Below are 15791 nucleotides of genomic sequence, written 5' to 3'. Positions count from 1 at the left end.
TTAAGAATGCAACATTCTTCCTTTCTGCTGCATGGGCCGAAAGACACCCCGATATTGTAGAGCGAATCATGAAAGACGGACACGAAATCGGTAGTATGGGGTACAATTACACATCCTACACTTCTCTAGAGACAAATGAAATAAGACGAGACCTTTTACGAGCACAAGATGTTTTTACGAAACTTGGTGTAAAACAAGTCAAGCTGTTACGTCCACCTAGTGGCGAATTTAACAAAGCAACCCTTAAAATCGCAGAATCACTTGGATACACCGTCGTGCATTGGAGTAATAATTCAAACGATTGGAAAAACCCAGGTGTAAATAACATCGTTTCCACTGTCTCTAATAATTTGAAAGGTGGAGATATCGTCTTATTACACGCATCCGATTCTGCCCTTCAAACAAATAGAGCTTTACCGCTGCTCCTGCAAAAAATAAAAAGTGATGGATATGAGCAAATATCCGTATCACAACTTATTTCCAACACAAGTACGAAAAGTGAAGATGTGAAGTAGCTTCTTCCCTACCACTCTTCACGCATAAAAAGCTCTACTACCTTTCAAGAAGGTGGTAGAGCTTTTTTAATCATACCATTTCCAGCATTATAACTGCTGGTGTATAAAATCTCTCTATTAAGCTGATTTACTTGTTTTTCCGATTAAACGATGTAATACAAGTAATTGATATGCGTTACATAACAATAGCGGTATAACCATTAAATATAACCAATCTGTATCATTAATCCGAAGCGCCGGTACCCATTCAAGGATCGTTACAACAACCATAAAGAACAGAGCTGGCACAAATGCTTTTTTATTTGTTTCTTTGCTTTTTACATAAGCAACAATTGCTCCAAACACAAATAATATTCCAGCAACAAGTATGTTATTCCCTAACGAGACTTCCCCATTTGCAATAAGTACAGATCTTAAATACACAAAATCAAATAATACGAATGCAATAAAGAAGAGCTGGACTGCATTCCATAAAGAAGATGAGCGGAACATCCCTAGTCCAAAACGGTGGATTGTTAAATATGCAAAGAATCCCATTTGACTTATAACACTAAAAATAAATCCTACACCCATCAGCCAGAAAGATACTGCTAAAATCTCCTTACCGTCGAAATTTTGAAAAAATTTATTGTACTTGTCCCACTCCAAAACAAAACCAATAATAACTGTGCTAATTCCACCAAGAAACAACGTCGTTAAAAATAGTCGTACCCACTTGCGGCTATTCACAACACATCCCCCATTATCCTTATATTTCTAATTAAATTGTATCAATGACAATTTCAAAAAGCTAGCCATGTTCATGTATAAATTCCTTAAAGATATTTATATTAAAAAGAGAGAACTGTGCTGAAAGGAGTTCCAACTTATGAAACGGATGCTATTCATTTTCGTTTCTTCTTTTCTACTTATCGCACTTGCAGCATGCGCACAAGGAAAAGAAACGAAATCCGAACTAGATTACGATCAAACAAAGAAAATGATTGTTGATATTTTAAAAACAGACCAAGGTAAGAAAGCTATTCAAGATGTATTAACTGATGAAAAAATGAAACAAGCACTCATACTAGATGAAACAGTAGTAAAGAAAACGATTGAAGATGCCATGGTATCCGATAAAGGGCAACAATTCTGGGAAAAGCTCTTTAAAGATCCTGAGTTCTCATCGAAGTTCGCTAAAAGTATGGGGAAAGAACAAACCCAATTAATGAAAACCTTATTAAAAGACCCTGAATACCAAGCAGGCGTTATAGAAATTATGAAAAATCCTGAAGTAGAAAAAATGATGTTACAAACAATGAAGAGTAAAGAATACCGTCAATATCTACAACAAGTACTAACAGAAACTGCTGAAAGTCCACTCTTCCAAGCCAAGATGATTGATATCATTAGTAAAGGTGTGCAAAAAGCTGAAAAAGGCGGATCTGGTAAGAAAGAAGCAGGCGGTGACGGTGGTTCTCAAGGCGGGAAGAAGGAAGAATAGTAAAAAATAATAACTATAATAACGAGTGGACAATTTATACATTGTTCACTCGTTATTACTTTATCTTGCTATTAACAGACGAAATGGCCCCCTCTAGTTAAGCCAAAGGTTTACTAGCAACAAAAGCCTTATTGTTGTCAGTAACAGGTGAACCCCACTGATTAAAGTTTCACTTTATTTTTGTGTAACAGCTGTTCTATCAATTACTGTTTCAGCTATTTTACTATAAATAATGCCCGTTGTATGTGTATCTTCATATACTGAAGGAGCAAAGTCTTCTTTGTTCCAATCGGGTTGTTGTAGCGGAATGCGACCAAGAACATTCGTTTGTAATTCGGTAGCTAACTTATCTCCCCCGCCTTTTCCAAATACATATTCTTTCTCACCAGTTACCTTACTTTCAAAATATGCCATATTCTCAACAACACCAAGAATACTATGTTCAGTGCGCAATGCCATCGCTCCAGCACGCGCTGCTACAAACGCAGCTGTTGGATGAGGCGTCGTTACAATAATCTCTTTGCAAGATGGCAACATTGAGTGCACATCTAACGCAACATCACCTGTGCCTGGTGGCAAATCTAGTACTAAATAATCTAAATCGCCCCATTCTACTTCTGTGAAGAAGTGGTTTAACATTTTCCCAAGCATAGGTCCTCTCCAAATAACTGGTGCATTATCCTCTACAAAGAAGCCCATTGAGATTACCTTTACACCTAAACGTTCCACCGGAATTATCTTGTCACCTCTTACGATAGGACGTTTTTCTATCCCCATCATGTCTGGCACACTAAAACCGTAAATGTCCGCATCAATAATACCAACTTTTTTTCCTAAACGAGCTAAAGCAACTGCAAGGTTAACGGAAACAGTTGATTTTCCCACGCCACCTTTTCCACTCGCTACTGCTAAGAATGTTGTTTTTGAATTAGGTGACAATAAAGATTCACTTTGCTCTTCTTCTTGTTCCGGTGCAAACTGAGCTAATTCCTCTTCTGTAAATTCTGCAAAACGAAGTCCAACTGTTGCTGCCCCAAGTTCTTTTACTAACTTTACAATTCCAGACTGCAACTGCATTTGTTCCGCTGTACCGGTTTTTACGATTGCAATTTTGACACTCACATGTTCCTTCTCTGGCTTGACTGTTACCTCTTTAATTGCACTTGTTTCTTTTAATGTTTTATGTAAAAACGGATCTACAATCCCTTCTAACGCTTCAACCACTTGCTCTTTCGTTATCATAATTAGCCCAGCCCCCTGTATGAAAAATAACGTAATGTTAATTGAATTTATCTCTGCTTATCCTTGAAATAAATGCGTTTACATTTCCAGTATAACATATTTTCCGAAAACTTCGTTAACGAGAGAAGCTCAAAAAAATCCTCCTTATTCTGGAGGATTTCCTTTTTCCGTGAAATAACGTAATATACCACGGTATATTGCAGCTGCTACCTTTTGCTGATATTTCTCCGAATTTAACATATACCTTTCGTTCACATTCGATAAAAAGCCAGCTTCAATTAAAGCACCTGGTGTTTTAGAATACTTTAATAAATATACATGCGAAATTGTCTTAGCAGAACGATTCGTGTTTTCTAAACTTGTTCTCAATTCAGCCTGTATAAATTTTGCAGCACGTTCATTTTCAATCGAAGAGCGGTAATAGAACGTTTGTGCGCCTTTCGATCCACTACTAGTTAAAGCATTTAAATGAATACTTGCAAAAAAGTCTATATCAGGTTTATTGATGATTTCTACACGTTTTTTTAAATCCTCTGCTTTACGTCTACTATATGACTTTGTATCTTTGTTAGCTAAATCATAATCTCCCTCACGCGTTAAAATAACTAGTGCACCTTGTTCTTGTAAATAGTCTTGTACCTTTTTTGTAATTTCAAGCGTAATATCCTTTTCTATAATATCCTTTCCACCAACAGCCCCTCCATCTGGTCCACCATGCCCAGCATCTAATACAATTACTTTCCCTGATAAGGGTAAATTCCAAGCTCGCCACGATTTTGTAATTTGAAATTCTTGTTTAACTAAAAAAAACAATACAACCGCAGCGAGTGCAAAAGAGATAATTCGAATTCTCTTCATACCTTTCCTCCTCCAGCTAGTCCCTCTAATTACTTATATGGGACAAGAGGAAAGTTTATGCTTGTCTTAATGAAGCTTTAATCGATATCTTCTTTCACCTTTTTCATACCCTTCTTGCCACCACAATCCTATAAACTGCTGACAAGATTCAAAAAGTAATTCCTCATCTTTCAACTTTATTTCTCGCATAGTCATACTCGTTAAAAATTGAAATAGCGTTTCAGTTAATTGTTGTTCTTCTTCTAAAGCTCTATATTTCACATCAAAAAACGATTCACCATAATAACCAAATTTACTGTATCTCGCTCCTAATAAATAAGATTCTATCCCTAATTCAATACAGTAATCTTCATACTGACGATGAAGCTCTTGCATTTGAAAGGCATCACGAATATTTGAACGCAATGTTTTTAATGATAATTCCCGCAACATCTTCCGCTCGTATTTTAACTGCTTTTCTTTTTGTTTTTCTTGTAAGCTGACAATGACATTCATAGTACTTATAAACCTCCCTAATACGTATTAGTCTAAACTTCTAAAGAAGAAGCATACGCATGGCGGTAGCACTAAAATATTCCAAGCTATAAAAATTGCAAAAGAGGAATGAAACATAAAAAAACCCCAACCAAAATGGTTGGGGTTTGTAGTTCGCAAAAATTAACGTTTTGAGAACTGAGGTGCACGACGTGCGCCTTTAAGACCGTATTTTTTACGCTCTTTCATACGTGCGTCACGAGTTAATAGACCTGCACGTTTTAGTGTTAGACGGTATTCTGGATCAGCTTTTAATAAAGCGCGAGAAATACCGTGACGAATAGCACCAGCTTGACCAGTGTATCCACCACCATTTACGTTTACAAGTACATCGTAGTTACCTAAAGTTTCTGTTGCAACTAGAGGTTGTTTCACTACTTCACGTAATGCAGCAAATGGGATATAGTTTTCAAAATCACGACCGTTAATGATAACGCGTCCTTCGCCTGGAACTAGGCGTACGCGCGCTACTGAACTCTTACGACGTCCAGTGCCATAGTATTGAACCTGTGCCAAAGTAAGCCCTCCTTTAATTAATTATCCGCGAAGTTCGTAAACTTCTGGTTTTTGTGCTTGGTGTGGATGCTCTGCTCCAGCATACACGTTAAGTTTCTTAGAAACTTGACGGCCTAAGCGTCCTTTTGGAAGCATGCCTTTAATTGCAAGCTCTAACATTTGTACAGGGTAGTTTGTACGCATTTCAAGAGCTGTTCTTTGCTTAAGTCCACCTGGGTGGTTAGTGTGACGGTAGTAAATTTTATCGTTTAATTTATTACCTGTTAAATGAATTTTCTCAGCGTTAATAATAATTACATGATCACCCGTGTCAACGTGTGGTGTAAATGTAGGTTTGTTTTTACCACGTAAAATGGATGCTACTTCACTAGCAAGGCGACCTAAAGTTTGACCTTCAGCATCAACCACATACCATTTACGCTCAACTTCGTTAGCTTTTGCCATAAAAGTCGTACGCATGTGTTTCCCTCCTCGTTATCTTTTCCATAGAAAAAATCTATTGTTTATCTTAAACACGATTTCCTTCCGGGGCTAATCGTGGTTTTAGAAACAATACCATATGTTATGATATACTTTTGAGTTTCTAATGTCAAGCAAATGTTACACCAGGATTAGTTGTTATAGTTTACCTCCCATAAGTAAAGCCCATGACCTGGAGCCATCTTTCCAGCAAACTGACGATTTTGTTTCGCTAAAATCTCTGGAATGCTATCAGGATCAAGCTTTCCTTGCCCTACGCTAAGTAACGTACCAACAATAATTCTGACCATATTATATAAAAATCCATTACCTACAAAACGAAAAATTATTTCATCATTTTGTTCAATTAACTCGATTTCATAAATTGTTCGCACTTTATCTTTTTTGTCAGTTTTTGCCGAACAAAAAGAAGTGAAATCATGTGTTCCAATAAAATAAGGAATTGCTTTTCTTATAGAGTTGATTTCGAGCGGGTATGGATATTGATATACGTAATTTCTACGGAATACATCCGCAGTCTTTGATAATAATACACGATAACGATATTCTTTTTTCTCAACACCGTAACGTGCATGAAATTCTTCTGTTTTTTTCTCTACTTGCCTAATAACAATATCATCTGGCAACATTGTGTTTAAAGCATTAATCCATTGCCACTCTTCAAGAGACAAAGAAGTATCAAAGTGTATTACTTGTCCTTTTGCATGAACTGTAGAATCTGTTCTACCAGATGCCTGAACACGAACAAGTTCTCCCTTATGCAATTTCTGCAATGCTTTTTCTATCTCCTGTTGAACAGTACGATGGTTCGGCTGAATTTGATAACCACAAAAATGCATGCCATCATATGCAACCGTACATTTTATTCTATCCATTTCTCTATTCTCCATTACGATCGCACCCATGCCAAAATACAAGCTAAACAAAATAAGCTGACAATCGTTACTGTATCGCTTGTTTTCCAGCGTAGTTGCCTAAATTTAGTACGTCCTTCACCACTTTGATATCCACGAGCTTCCATCGCAATGGCTAAGTCCTCTGCACGCTTAAAAGCACTGATAAACAGAGGAACGAGCAGTGAAATAATAGCTTTCATTCTATCTTTTATCGGTCCCCCGGCAAAATCAATACCACGTGACGCTTGTGCTTTCATTATTTTACTCGTTTCATCCATTAATGTCGGGATAAAACGAAGAGAAATTGACATCATTAATGCGATTTCATGAACAGGAACCTTTATACGCTTCAACGGCTTTAATAACGTCTCCAAACCATCTGTAATTTCAATAGGTGTCGTCGTTAACGTTAATAATGTCGTCATTAAAATAATAACGAAGAATCGTACAGAAATGTATATCCCTTGCTCTAATCCTTTTTCATATATCGAAAACCAACCAAGCTGGAATAGTACATCCCCCTCCTTATTTGTAAAAATATGCAGGAAAAATGTAAAAAGAAAAATCCATAAAATTGGTTTTAAGCCCGAAAGTACATAACGAATCGGCACTTTTGCAAAAAATAAAGCAATGAGTGCATATAAAAATAAAAATCCATATGAAATCGCATTATTTGCTAAGAAAACAACAAATACATATAAAAAGACAATCAGCAGCTTCGTACGTGGATCAAGTTGATGAATAAGTGAATTCCCCGGGATATATCTCCCAATAATCAACTGCTGCATGATTCATGACCACCTTTTCGTAACACCTGCACAACTTCATGAGTAAGATCCTCTAAAGATAAGGTAGCCTTTGGAATTGAAATACCAAACTTCTCTTCAATTGCACGTTTATACTTTAATGACATAGGAAGATCCACACCAATTTTCTCTAGTTCATCGGCATGTGAAAATACTTCCTCTGCACTTCCTTGCAAAAAGACCGTTCCTTTATGCATAACTACAATCTGCTCCGCATACTGAGCAGCATCCTCCATATTATGCGTTACAAGGATAACTGTAAGCCCCTTTTCCTTGTGCAGCTTATAAAACATCTCCATAAGTTCGTTCTGCCCTTTTGGATCTAGTCCTGCTGTAGGTTCATCTAATACAAGCACTTCAGGTTCCATCGCCAGTACACCCGCTATAGCAACACGTCTCATTTGTCCACCACTTAATTCGAACGGAGAACGTGTTAACAGTTCCGGTTCTAGCCCTACAAGTTCAATTGCCTTTCTAGCCTTTTGCCTTGCTTCGTCTACAGATACTCCAAAATTAGTAGGGCCGAAACAAATATCTTTCTCCACAGTCTCTTCAAACAACTGATGTTCTGGGAATTGAAAGACAACCCCTACTTTTTTACGTAGTGGCTTTAACTTTTTTTCTTTCTTTCCTGCCGAAATCAAATGTTCACCAATTTGAACTGTACCATTTGTCGGCTGCAATAAACCATTTAAATGTTGAATCATCGTTGACTTACCTGAACCAGTATGACCAATAATGGCATAATAGCCCCCACTTGGAAACGACACATCTACATCATAAAGTGCGCGTCTTTCAAATGGAGTTTTATATTGATAACGATGCTCTACTTTTTGGAATGTAATCTCCAAAGTTCGTTCACCAAGCTTTCCATTGTAAGATGCGTATTTTGCAAGAGAATTTCATTTCTTTTTAATAATTCTGCTATTTTCACTGAAAACGGTACATCTAAGCCAATTTCTTGGAGCATATGAGAGGATTTGAAAATTTTTTCTGGAGTCCCTTCCTCTAATATTTCTCCCTTATTTAAAATAATGACACGATCTGACTGTGCCGCTTCTTCTAAATCGTGCGTAATCGATAACACGGTAATACCTTTTTGAGTAACAAGTTGTCTAACCGTTTCTACTACTTCACGTCTCCCTTGAGGGTCTAACATTGACGTTGCTTCATCTAATATTAAAATAGATGGTTGAAGTGCTAAAACGCCTGCTATTGCCACTCGCTGCTTTTGCCCACCAGATAAGGAATGAGGCTCATCATTAAGAAAATCTTCCATACGGACAAGTCGCAAGGCCTGTTCTAATCTTTCAATCATTTGTTCTCTTGGCATTCCGATATTCTCTAAGCCAAATACAACATCATCTTGCACTGTTGTTCCAACAAATTGATTATCTGGATTTTGAAATACCATTCCAATTTGTTTTCGAACATCCCATACCGTTTCCTCTGATAAAACCATTGTATCATTTACTGTAATAGTCCCTGCTTCTGGCAAAAACAAACCATTCAATAATTTTGCAAGTGTAGACTTTCCTGAACCGTTTTGTCCAATAATAGATACCCATTCTCCCTCATATAAGGAAAATGAAACATCTTTTAATGCATAAGTGGCTGCCCCAGGATATTGAAATGATATATTTTCTATCCGAAGTTTCTCTTTTTTCAATAGAAGGCACCCTTTCCTTCGCACAGTTAGCCTATTTTTATATTTAAAAAAAAGGGCCATGACCAGTTTCTTGAAAAGAACTGTCCTGCCCTTTTAATTATCATTATACTAACTCGATAATTACCATTGGTGCTGCGTCTCCGCGACGTGGACCAATTTTTGCAATACGAGTGTATCCGCCTTGGCGCTCAGCATAGCGTGGAGCTACATCAGCGAATAGTTTTTGAAGTGCATCTTGACCAGTCTCAGCGTTAGCTACTTCATTGCGAATGAAAGCTGCTGCTTGACGACGAGCATGAAGATCTCCGCGTTTACCTAAAGTGATCATTTTTTCCACTACAGAACGAAGTTCTTTTGCACGAGTTTCTGTCGTTTGGATGCGCTCGTTGATAATTAAATCAGTAGCTAAATCACGTAACATAGCTTTACGTTGCGCACTTGTACGGCCTAATTTTCTGTATGCCATTCGTAGTTCCCTCCTTTGTTGATGGGTTTAAATCCTCAGTCGTCTTTACGTAAACCTAAACCTAATTCCTCAAGTTTATGTTTAACTTCTTCTAAGGATTTACGTCCTAAGTTACGAACTTTCATCATATCTTCTTCTGTTTTGTTCGCAAGCTCTTGTACAGTATTAATTCCTGCACGTTTTAGGCAATTATAAGAACGAACAGAAAGGTCTAATTCTTCGATAGTCATCTCAAGAACTTTCTCTTTTTGATCTTCTTCCTTCTCGACCATAATCTCAGCATTTTGTGCTTCATCAGTTAAACCAACAAAGATATTTAAATGCTCAGTTAAGATTTTGGCACCTAAAGAGATAGCTTCTTTTGGCCCGATGCTTCCATCCGTCCATACATCAAGCGTAAGCTTATCATAATTAGCCACTTGTCCGACACGTGTCTTTTCCACTTGGTAAGTCACACGTGATACTGGAGTATAAATAGAATCAATAGGAATTACTCCTATTGGTTGATCTTCGCTTTTATTTGCATCAGCTGGCGTATACCCACGGCCACGCTTTGCAGTTAAACGCACGCGGAAATGCGCATCTTTTGCTAACGTTGCAATGTGTAAATCTGGATTTAAGATTTCTACATCACTATCGTGAGTAATATCAGCAGCTGTGACAATACCTTCGCCCTGTACATCAATTTCCAACGTCTTCTCTTCTTCAGAGTAGATTTTAAGAGCTAACTTTTTCAAGTTTAAGATGATCGTCGTAACGTCTTCTACTACGCCCTCAACTGTTGAAAATTCATGTAATACGCCATCGATTTGGATAGCAGTAACAGCGGCACCAGGGAGTGAGGATAAAAGAATACGACGTAAGGAGTTACCCAAAGTAGTACCATATCCACGCTCAAGCGGTTCAATTACGAATTTACCATATTTAGCATCTTCGTTAAGTTCAACCGTTTCGATTTTCGGCTTTTCGATTTCAATCATTAACTAAACCCTCCTTCAAAACGTCGAAACCCCGGTTAAACAAAGGTATAACCCCTGTCTAACCGAAAGTCCCCCTTAGGCAGTTCCCGATTGTGCACAACAAGCGATGTTTCTGTACGAAATTTCTCGATAATGCATCATATCCATTATAGACAAAAGGGAAAATTCTATACAGAAAAATTACACACGACGACGTTTTGGTGGACGACATCCATTATGAGGAACTGGAGTAACATCTCTAATTGCTGTTACTTCTAGACCTGCAGCTTGAAGAGCACGAATTGCAGCTTCACGACCAGCACCAGGACCTTTAACAGTAACCTCTAAAGTTTTTAAACCGTGTTCCATTGCAGCTTTAGCAGCAGTTTCAGCAGCCATTTGCGCAGCGAATGGAGTAGATTTACGAGATCCACGGAAACCAAGTGCACCAGCACTAGACCAAGAAAGTGCGTTACCGTGAGTATCTGTAAGTGTTACGATTGTGTTGTTGAAAGTAGAACGAATATGAGCTATACCAGCTTCAATATTCTTTTTCACACGTTTTTTACGAGTGTTTGTTTTACGTGCCATTGTTAGTTCAACCTCCTTTACTTATTATTTCTTTTTATTTGCTACTGTACGACGTGGACCTTTACGTGTACGAGCATTGTTTTTAGAGTTTTGACCACGAACTGGTAAACCACGACGGTGACGAAGACCACGGTAAGAACCGATCTCCATTAGACGTTTGATGTTAAGAGATACTTCACGACGAAGGTCTCCCTCAACTTTAATACGATCGATGATATCACGGATACGTCCTAATTCGTCTTCCGTTAAATCACGAACTCGTGTTTCTTCAGAAATACCTGCTTCTGCAAGAATTTTTTCAGCAGTTGTGCGACCAATGCCGAATACGTAAGTTAAAGAAATAACAACGCGTTTGTCTCGAGGAATATCTACACCTGCGATACGTGCCATTACGAATGCACCTCCTTCTGATTAACCTTGTTTTTGTTTATGTTTAGGGTTTTCACAAATAACCATTACTTTTCCACGTCTACGAATAACTTTACATTTTTCGCAGATTGGTTTAACTGACGGTCTTACTTTCATGTCTCGAACCTCCTTAAAGATTACGGAGTGCTATATTATTTAAAACGGTACGTAATACGACCACGATTTAAATCGTACGGAGATAATTCTACCGTAACTTTGTCTCCTGGTAAAATACGAATGAAGTTCATACGGATTTTACCAGAAACGTGAGCCAATACGACATGCCCATTCTCTAATTCTACTTTGAACATAGCATTTGGCAACGTTTCAAGAACGGTACCTTCGACTTCAATTACATCATCTTTAGCCATTCAATAGTTCTCCCTTCTTCAAATCAGTAACATTTTACACTGCTCTGAAATCCCGGAGAGCCAGCTACTTATAAAGTGGTAAGGATTTCGTATCCTGCTTCTGTAAGAGCAATCGTGTGCTCAAAATGGGCACACCATTTACCATCTACCGTTACCACTGTCCAGTCATCAGATAGTGTTTTTACATATCGTCTTCCTTGATTCACCATCGGCTCAACACAGATGACCATTCCCGGCTTTAATCTAGGGCCTCTATTGGGTGGACCATAGTGCGGGATTTGAGGGTCCTCATGTAAGTCTTGCCCGATTCCGTGACCAACATACTCCCTAACGATCGAGAATCCATTCTCTTCAGCATGGGTTTGAACCGCATGTGAGATATTTGATAATCTCTCGCCTGGTTTTACTTGTTCTAGACCAAGATACAACGATTTTTCTGTGACATCAAGTAGCTTTTGAACAGATTCAGAAATGTTTCCAACTGGATACGTCCATGCAGAATCTCCATGGTACCCATTGTATTTCGCACCAATATCGATACTGATGATATCGCCCTCTTTGAGCTTGCGCTTCCCTGGAATTCCGTGTACAAGCTCTTCATTTACAGAAGCACATATGCTCCCCGGAAATCCGTTGTATCCTTTAAAAGATGGCGTAGCACCATATTTTTGAATCGTCTTTTCCGCTATTTGATCGAGCTCTTTCGTTGTAATTCCTGGAGTAATGTGCTGTTTCAACTCTTGATGAGTCAAAGCAACGATCCTGCCAGCTTCTCGCATGATTTCTATCTCGCGAGGAGTTTTGCAGATTATCATTACGCTAAGCCTCCGATGAGAACATCGATATCAGCAAATACTTTATTGATATCTTGCTCACCATTAATGCTTTGTAAGTAACCAAGCTCTTCGTAGAAATCAAGCAAAGGTTTTGTTTGCTTAATATTTACATCTAAACGATTTGCTACAGTTTCTTCATTGTCATCAGAGCGTTGATATAATTCGCCACCACATTTATCGCACACATCAGCTTTTGCTGGTGGATTGAATTCTAAGTGGTAAGTCGCACCGCACTCTTTACAAATGCGACGGCCTGTAAGGCGTTTTAATAACAACCCTGAATCCACATTAATGTTTAAAACATAGTCGATTTTTTTGCCAAGATCTTTCATAATTTCTTCAAGAGCTGATGCTTGTGCAACAGTTCGTGGGAAACCGTCTAGTAAGAAACCTCTTACGCAGTCGTCTTGACTTAAACGTTCACGAACGATTCCGATTGTAACTTCATCTGGAACAAGTGCACCTTTATCAATAAAAGATTTTGCTTGTAGACCCATTTCAGTTTCAGCCTTCATAGCTGCACGGAACATGTCTCCTGTTGAAATGTGAGGGATGTTATACTTGGCAACAATCTGTTCGGCTTGTGTACCTTTACCAGCACCAGGAAGCCCCATTAAAATTAAGTTCATCCTTGTTCCCCCTCAGAGTACATGAGCATGTAGGGAAGACAATTCTTCCCACTTACTCACTGCTTGATAAACCCTTTGTAATGGCGTTTTACCAGTTGGCTTTCTAGCTGCTTCATTGTTTCTAAAGCAACGCCGACAACGATTAACATACTCGTTCCACCGATCTGTGCAGATGGAGGAAGATTTCCCAATTTCGTAAAGATAACTGGTAAGATTGCAATCGCTGCTAGGAAAATTGATCCTACAAAGGTCAAACGATACAAGATTTTTGTTAGATATTGTTCCGTATTCTTACCCGGACGAATACCTGGAACATATCCACCTTGCTTGTTTAGATTCTCTGACATTTGCTCTGGATTAACCTGAACAAATGCATAGAAATATGTGAAGGCTACAATGAGCGCAACATATATGATCATTCCCACTGGGTGAGAATAGTTAAAGTTTGCAATAATCCACTGCGATACATCATGTTTCGGGAAGAACTGTGCAATAGTCGGAGGCGTAATTAAGAATGAAACAGCAAAAATTACTGGAATAACACCAGCACTATTTACCTTAAGCGGTAAATGTGTGTTTTGTGCTCCAGCATAACCACCATTTCCTCCTGTTACACGCTTCGCATATTGAATTGGGATCTTTCTAACAGCCTGTTGAATGAAAATAACACCCACAATAACTGCTAGCACAGCTAGTAAAATCAATGCAACTTTAACGATACTCATGAACAATTGATCTCCGATATTTTGAAACTGTTGCTGATACACTTGAGATATAACACTTGGGATCGCTGCGGCAATACCGCCAAAGATAAGGATGGAAATACCATTACCTACACCTTTAGCTGTAATCTGTTCACCTAACCACATTAAAAATGCAGTACCAGCAGTCAGTACCGTAGCAATGTATAAATAAGTGCTCCAACCTGGATTCAAAATTAATTGTCCACCTACCATACCGTTAAAACCGATTGACATACCAAACCCCTGAATAAACGCAAGAACAATTGTAAAGTAACGCGTGAATTGCGTTAATTTACGACGGCCCATTTCACCTTGCTTCGACCATTCCGAAAATTTAGGAACAACATCCATCTGCAATAATTGCACGATGATGGATGCTGTAATATACGGCATGATTCCCATCGCAAAGATGGAGAAGTTTTTCAAGGCTCCACCGCCAAATGTATTTAGAATACCTAAAGCATTTAATTGATCTTGTGCCTTCAGTACGTCTCCATTTGTAAATGGCACGGGGATAAACGTGCCAATCCTGAATACGATTAACATCGCTAAAGTGAATAATATTTTACGTCTTATCTCAGCAACGCGCATAAAGTTGGAGATTGTACGAAACATTAGATCACCTCAACTGATCCGCCAGCTGCTTCAATTGCTTCTTTAGCACTTGAAGAGAACTTGTGCGCTTTAACAGTTAGTTTTTTCTCTACTGCTCCGCTTGCAAGAACTTTAACACCGTCGTTTAACTTGCTGATAACGCCAGTTTCCAGCAATAATTCAGGTGTTACTTCTGTACCATCTTCAAAACGATTTAACGTTGATAAGTTTACAATAGCAAACTCTTTACGGTTAATGTTTGTGAAGCCGCGTTTTGGTAAACGACGGAATAATGGAGTTTGACCACCTTCGAAGCCAAGACGAACACCGCCGCCAGAACGTGCGTTTTGTCCTTTATGACCTTTACCAGCAGTTTTACCGTTACCAGAACCGATACCACGACCGACACGGTTACGTACTTTACGAGAACCTTCTGCAGGTTTTAATTCATGAAGTTTCATTCCCAGGCACCTCCTTATATTAATGAGTTATCCTTAAGCTTCTTTTACAGTTACAAGGTGAGAAACTTTGTTGATCATACCAAGAATAGCAGGAGTTTCTTCCTTAACTACAGTTGAATTCAACTTTTTAAGACCTAAAGCTTCTACCGTCGCACGTTGATCTTGTGGACGACCAATTACACTACGAGTGAGGGTAATTTCTAACTTTTTCGCCATTTGTTTTCCCTCCTTAACCTAGTAGCTCTTCTACAGATTTACCGCGTAATTTTGCAACATCTTCAGCGCGCTTAAGTTCGCTTAATCCGTTCACAGTAGCGCGAATCATGTTGATTGGTGTGTTAGAACCAAGAGATTTCGAAAGAATATCTTGTACACCAGCTAATTCAAGGACCGCACGAACAGGTCCACCAGCAATAACACCAGTACCCTCAGCAGCAGGTTTTAAGAATACTTCACCAGCGCCAAAATGACCGTTGATTGTGTGTGGAATTGTTGTACCAACTAATGGTACAGCGATTAAGTTTTTCTTAGCGTCTTCGATAGCTTTACGGATTGCGTCTGGTACCTCTTGTGCTTTACCAGTACCGAATCCAACATGACCGTTTTTATCGCCAACTACAACTAGTGCAGCAAAGCGGAAACGACGACCACCCTTAACAACTTTCGCGACACGATTTATCGTAACTACACGTTCTTCAAGTTCTAATTTACTTGGGTCAATGCGATGCATCAAT

24 protein-coding genes (1 of these 24 cut by a window edge) are annotated in these 15791 nt (G+C 38.6%); 2 read left to right on the top strand and 22 right to left on the bottom strand.

Features of this window, described 5'->3' with window-relative positions:
• Nucleotides 1–515 carry the 3' portion of a polysaccharide deacetylase family sporulation protein PdaB gene (gene pdaB, locus BHV55_RS00870; RefSeq protein ID WP_000464705.1) on the top strand. The gene continues 250 nt to the left of window position 1, outside the view, so the window shows 515 of its 765 coding nt (coding positions 251–765); its start codon lies off the left edge, out of view; it ends in the stop codon at nucleotides 513–515.
• Nucleotides 516–632: 117 nt separating this feature from the next.
• On the opposite strand, the gene kbaA is transcribed toward pdaB, so the two are convergent.
• On the bottom strand, nucleotides 633–1244 hold the full coding sequence (gene kbaA, locus BHV55_RS00865) for a KinB signaling pathway activation protein KbaA (protein WP_001088526.1): 612 nt from the start codon (nucleotides 1242–1244) through the stop codon (nucleotides 633–635).
• Between the two features lie 139 nt (nucleotides 1245–1383).
• Between kbaA and gerD the strand changes: the two genes are divergently transcribed.
• A complete protein-coding gene (gerD, locus tag BHV55_RS00860) occupies nucleotides 1384–1998 on the top strand; it encodes a spore germination lipoprotein GerD (RefSeq protein ID WP_000827296.1) in 615 nt (204 codons plus the stop codon).
• A gap of 174 nt (nucleotides 1999–2172) precedes the next feature.
• Here the strand turns inward: gerD and BHV55_RS00855 are convergent, their stop codons facing one another.
• The 21 genes from BHV55_RS00855 to rpsE all read right to left on the bottom strand — a co-directional run bounded on the left by BHV55_RS00855 (nucleotide 2173) and on the right by rpsE (nucleotide 15787).
• Nucleotides 2173–3240, bottom strand: coding sequence for an Mrp/NBP35 family ATP-binding protein (locus BHV55_RS00855; RefSeq protein WP_000628846.1), 1068 nt, complete (start codon nucleotides 3238–3240; stop codon nucleotides 2173–2175).
• A 144-nt stretch (nucleotides 3241–3384) separates the two neighbouring features.
• Complete coding sequence (cwlD, locus tag BHV55_RS00850) at nucleotides 3385–4098, bottom strand: N-acetylmuramoyl-L-alanine amidase CwlD (protein WP_070757062.1); 714 nt, start codon at nucleotides 4096–4098, stop codon at nucleotides 3385–3387.
• A gap of 66 nt (nucleotides 4099–4164) precedes the next feature.
• Nucleotides 4165–4593 carry a DUF2521 family protein gene (locus BHV55_RS00845; RefSeq protein WP_001101005.1) on the bottom strand — a complete coding sequence of 143 codons (429 nt, stop codon included), beginning with the start codon at nucleotides 4591–4593 and terminating at the stop codon, nucleotides 4165–4167.
• 162 nt (nucleotides 4594–4755) lie between these two features.
• Complete coding sequence (gene rpsI, locus BHV55_RS00840) at nucleotides 4756–5148, bottom strand: 30S ribosomal protein S9 (RefSeq protein ID WP_000079986.1); 393 nt, start codon at nucleotides 5146–5148, stop codon at nucleotides 4756–4758.
• A gap of 21 nt (nucleotides 5149–5169) precedes the next feature.
• A complete protein-coding gene (gene rplM / locus BHV55_RS00835; protein WP_001260793.1) occupies nucleotides 5170–5607 on the bottom strand; it encodes a 50S ribosomal protein L13 in 438 nt (145 codons plus the stop codon).
• Nucleotides 5608–5759: 152 nt separating this feature from the next.
• Nucleotides 5760–6503, bottom strand: coding sequence for a tRNA pseudouridine(38-40) synthase TruA (truA, locus tag BHV55_RS00830; RefSeq protein ID WP_033667318.1), 744 nt, complete (start codon nucleotides 6501–6503; stop codon nucleotides 5760–5762).
• Between the two features lie 14 nt (nucleotides 6504–6517).
• Nucleotides 6518–7312, bottom strand: coding sequence for an energy-coupling factor transporter transmembrane component T family protein (locus tag BHV55_RS00825; protein WP_001186526.1), 795 nt, complete (start codon nucleotides 7310–7312; stop codon nucleotides 6518–6520).
• The gene (locus tag BHV55_RS00820) at nucleotides 7300–8181 is read right to left on the bottom strand and encodes an energy-coupling factor ABC transporter ATP-binding protein (protein WP_000406535.1); all 882 of its coding nucleotides are present in this window, start codon (nucleotides 8179–8181) and stop codon (nucleotides 7300–7302) included. The genes BHV55_RS00825 and BHV55_RS00820 overlap by 13 nt, the downstream gene beginning before the upstream one ends.
• The gene (locus tag BHV55_RS00815; protein ID WP_000711759.1) at nucleotides 8157–8999 is read right to left on the bottom strand and encodes an energy-coupling factor ABC transporter ATP-binding protein; all 843 of its coding nucleotides are present in this window, start codon (nucleotides 8997–8999) and stop codon (nucleotides 8157–8159) included. The genes BHV55_RS00820 and BHV55_RS00815 overlap by 25 nt, the downstream gene beginning before the upstream one ends.
• Nucleotides 9000–9102: 103 nt before the next feature.
• Entirely contained in the window at nucleotides 9103–9465 is a 363-nt protein-coding gene (gene rplQ / locus BHV55_RS00810) for a 50S ribosomal protein L17 (RefSeq protein ID WP_000331490.1), read from the bottom strand.
• A 35-nt stretch (nucleotides 9466–9500) separates the two neighbouring features.
• Nucleotides 9501–10445, bottom strand: a complete 945-nt coding sequence (locus tag BHV55_RS00805; RefSeq protein ID WP_000569643.1) for a DNA-directed RNA polymerase subunit alpha — start codon at nucleotides 10443–10445, stop codon at nucleotides 9501–9503.
• A 180-nt stretch (nucleotides 10446–10625) separates the two neighbouring features.
• Nucleotides 10626–11015: a 30S ribosomal protein S11 gene (gene rpsK, locus BHV55_RS00800; RefSeq protein WP_000101798.1), complete on the bottom strand. Its 390-nt coding sequence runs from the start codon at nucleotides 11013–11015 to the stop codon at nucleotides 10626–10628.
• A gap of 24 nt (nucleotides 11016–11039) precedes the next feature.
• The gene (gene rpsM / locus BHV55_RS00795) at nucleotides 11040–11405 is read right to left on the bottom strand and encodes a 30S ribosomal protein S13 (RefSeq protein WP_000090788.1); all 366 of its coding nucleotides are present in this window, start codon (nucleotides 11403–11405) and stop codon (nucleotides 11040–11042) included.
• 21 nt (nucleotides 11406–11426) lie between these two features.
• Nucleotides 11427–11540: a 50S ribosomal protein L36 gene (gene rpmJ / locus BHV55_RS00790; RefSeq protein ID WP_000868344.1), complete on the bottom strand. Its 114-nt coding sequence runs from the start codon at nucleotides 11538–11540 to the stop codon at nucleotides 11427–11429.
• 35 nt (nucleotides 11541–11575) lie between these two features.
• A complete protein-coding gene (gene infA / locus BHV55_RS00785; RefSeq protein WP_001029884.1) occupies nucleotides 11576–11794 on the bottom strand; it encodes a translation initiation factor IF-1 in 219 nt (72 codons plus the stop codon).
• Between the two features lie 68 nt (nucleotides 11795–11862).
• The gene (gene map, locus BHV55_RS00780; RefSeq protein WP_000582539.1) at nucleotides 11863–12609 is read right to left on the bottom strand and encodes a type I methionyl aminopeptidase; all 747 of its coding nucleotides are present in this window, start codon (nucleotides 12607–12609) and stop codon (nucleotides 11863–11865) included.
• Nucleotides 12609–13259, bottom strand: a complete 651-nt coding sequence (locus tag BHV55_RS00775) for an adenylate kinase (protein WP_001048989.1) — start codon at nucleotides 13257–13259, stop codon at nucleotides 12609–12611. The genes map and BHV55_RS00775 overlap by 1 nt, the downstream gene beginning before the upstream one ends.
• 56 nt (nucleotides 13260–13315) lie before the next feature.
• Nucleotides 13316–14617: a preprotein translocase subunit SecY gene (gene secY / locus BHV55_RS00770; protein WP_000490117.1), complete on the bottom strand. Its 1302-nt coding sequence runs from the start codon at nucleotides 14615–14617 to the stop codon at nucleotides 13316–13318.
• Nucleotides 14617–15057 carry a 50S ribosomal protein L15 gene (gene rplO / locus BHV55_RS00765; RefSeq protein WP_000766081.1) on the bottom strand — a complete coding sequence of 147 codons (441 nt, stop codon included), beginning with the start codon at nucleotides 15055–15057 and terminating at the stop codon, nucleotides 14617–14619. The genes secY and rplO overlap by 1 nt, the downstream gene beginning before the upstream one ends.
• A gap of 33 nt (nucleotides 15058–15090) precedes the next feature.
• Nucleotides 15091–15273, bottom strand: a complete 183-nt coding sequence (rpmD, locus tag BHV55_RS00760; protein ID WP_001085234.1) for a 50S ribosomal protein L30 — start codon at nucleotides 15271–15273, stop codon at nucleotides 15091–15093.
• Between the two features lie 13 nt (nucleotides 15274–15286).
• Nucleotides 15287–15787 (bottom strand): 30S ribosomal protein S5, encoded by a 501-nt coding sequence (rpsE, locus tag BHV55_RS00755; RefSeq protein WP_000554646.1) that lies wholly within the window; start codon nucleotides 15785–15787, stop codon nucleotides 15287–15289.
• Nucleotides 15788–15791: the final 4 nt, after the last annotated feature.

The sequence above is a fragment of the Bacillus sp. RZ2MS9 genome, from assembly GCF_001816185.2.
Taxonomy (GTDB): Bacteria; Bacillota; Bacilli; order Bacillales; family Bacillaceae_G; genus Bacillus_A; species Bacillus_A cereus.
This window is presented reverse-complemented; position numbering and strand designations above follow the sequence as displayed.